At 76.4% G+C, this 806-nt stretch carries 1 protein-coding gene; it reads left to right on the top strand.

The window, feature by feature from the left end; translation table 11 throughout:
* Positions 1 to 796 (top strand): SGNH/GDSL hydrolase family protein (locus ACYVE9_RS29125; RefSeq protein WP_461030874.1); only part of this gene is annotated, 796 nt, incomplete at its 5' end.
* Between the last annotated feature and the right edge of the window lie 10 nt (positions 797 to 806).

Below are 806 nucleotides of genomic sequence, written 5' to 3'. Positions count from 1 at the left end.
CAGCGAGGCCGTGCAGCGCTCCTACGCCAGCGCCGACGGAGCGGGCGACCGCACCGGGCAGCCGGGGGGTGCGGGGTTCCGGCCCGAGCTGCGCGGCTGGCCCTTCCTGACCGGGGTCGACGTCAGGGGCGGGCCCGGCTCGGTGGTCGCGCTGGGGGACTCCATCACCGACGGTGTCGCCTCCACGCCGGGCACCAACCGGCGCTGGCCGGACGTGCTGGCCCGCCGCCTCCAGCGCGCCGGACGGCAGGGCGTGCCCCGGTACGGGGTGCTGAACCACGGCATCTCGGCGAACCGGGTGGTGTCCGACCGGTACGACGGCGACGGGGTCAGCGGGGACACCGGCGGGGTCAGCGCCGAGCACCGGCTGGACCGCGACGTGCTGGGGCAGACCGGGGTGCGCACGGTCGTGCTGTTCGAAGGCATCAACGACGTGCGCTGGGGCTATCCCGCGCAGAACGTCATCGACGGCCTGCGGTCCCTGGCCGAGCGTTCCAGGCAGCGCGGGCTGCGCGTGGTCGCGGCGACCGTGGCGCCCTGCGGCGGGTGGCCGGACTGCTCACCCGAGGTGGAGCGCCGGCGCCAGGCGGTCAACGCCTTCGTGCGGGACCACGGCGGCACCTTCGACGCGGTGCTCGACTTCGACGCCGCGCTGCGCGACCCGGCCGCCCCGCAACGGCTGCTGCCGCACTACGACAGCGGCGACCACCTCCACCCTGGTGACGCCGGGCTGCGCGCGGTGGCCGACTCCGTCGACCTCTCCGCCCTGGTCGCCCGCACGCCCTCGCGACGCTGACCGGTCCGGT

It is taken from the genome of Streptomyces sparsus (assembly GCF_054776295.1).
The sequence above is the reverse complement of the archived record's forward strand: the minus strand, read 5'-3'. Positions and strand labels throughout refer to the sequence as shown.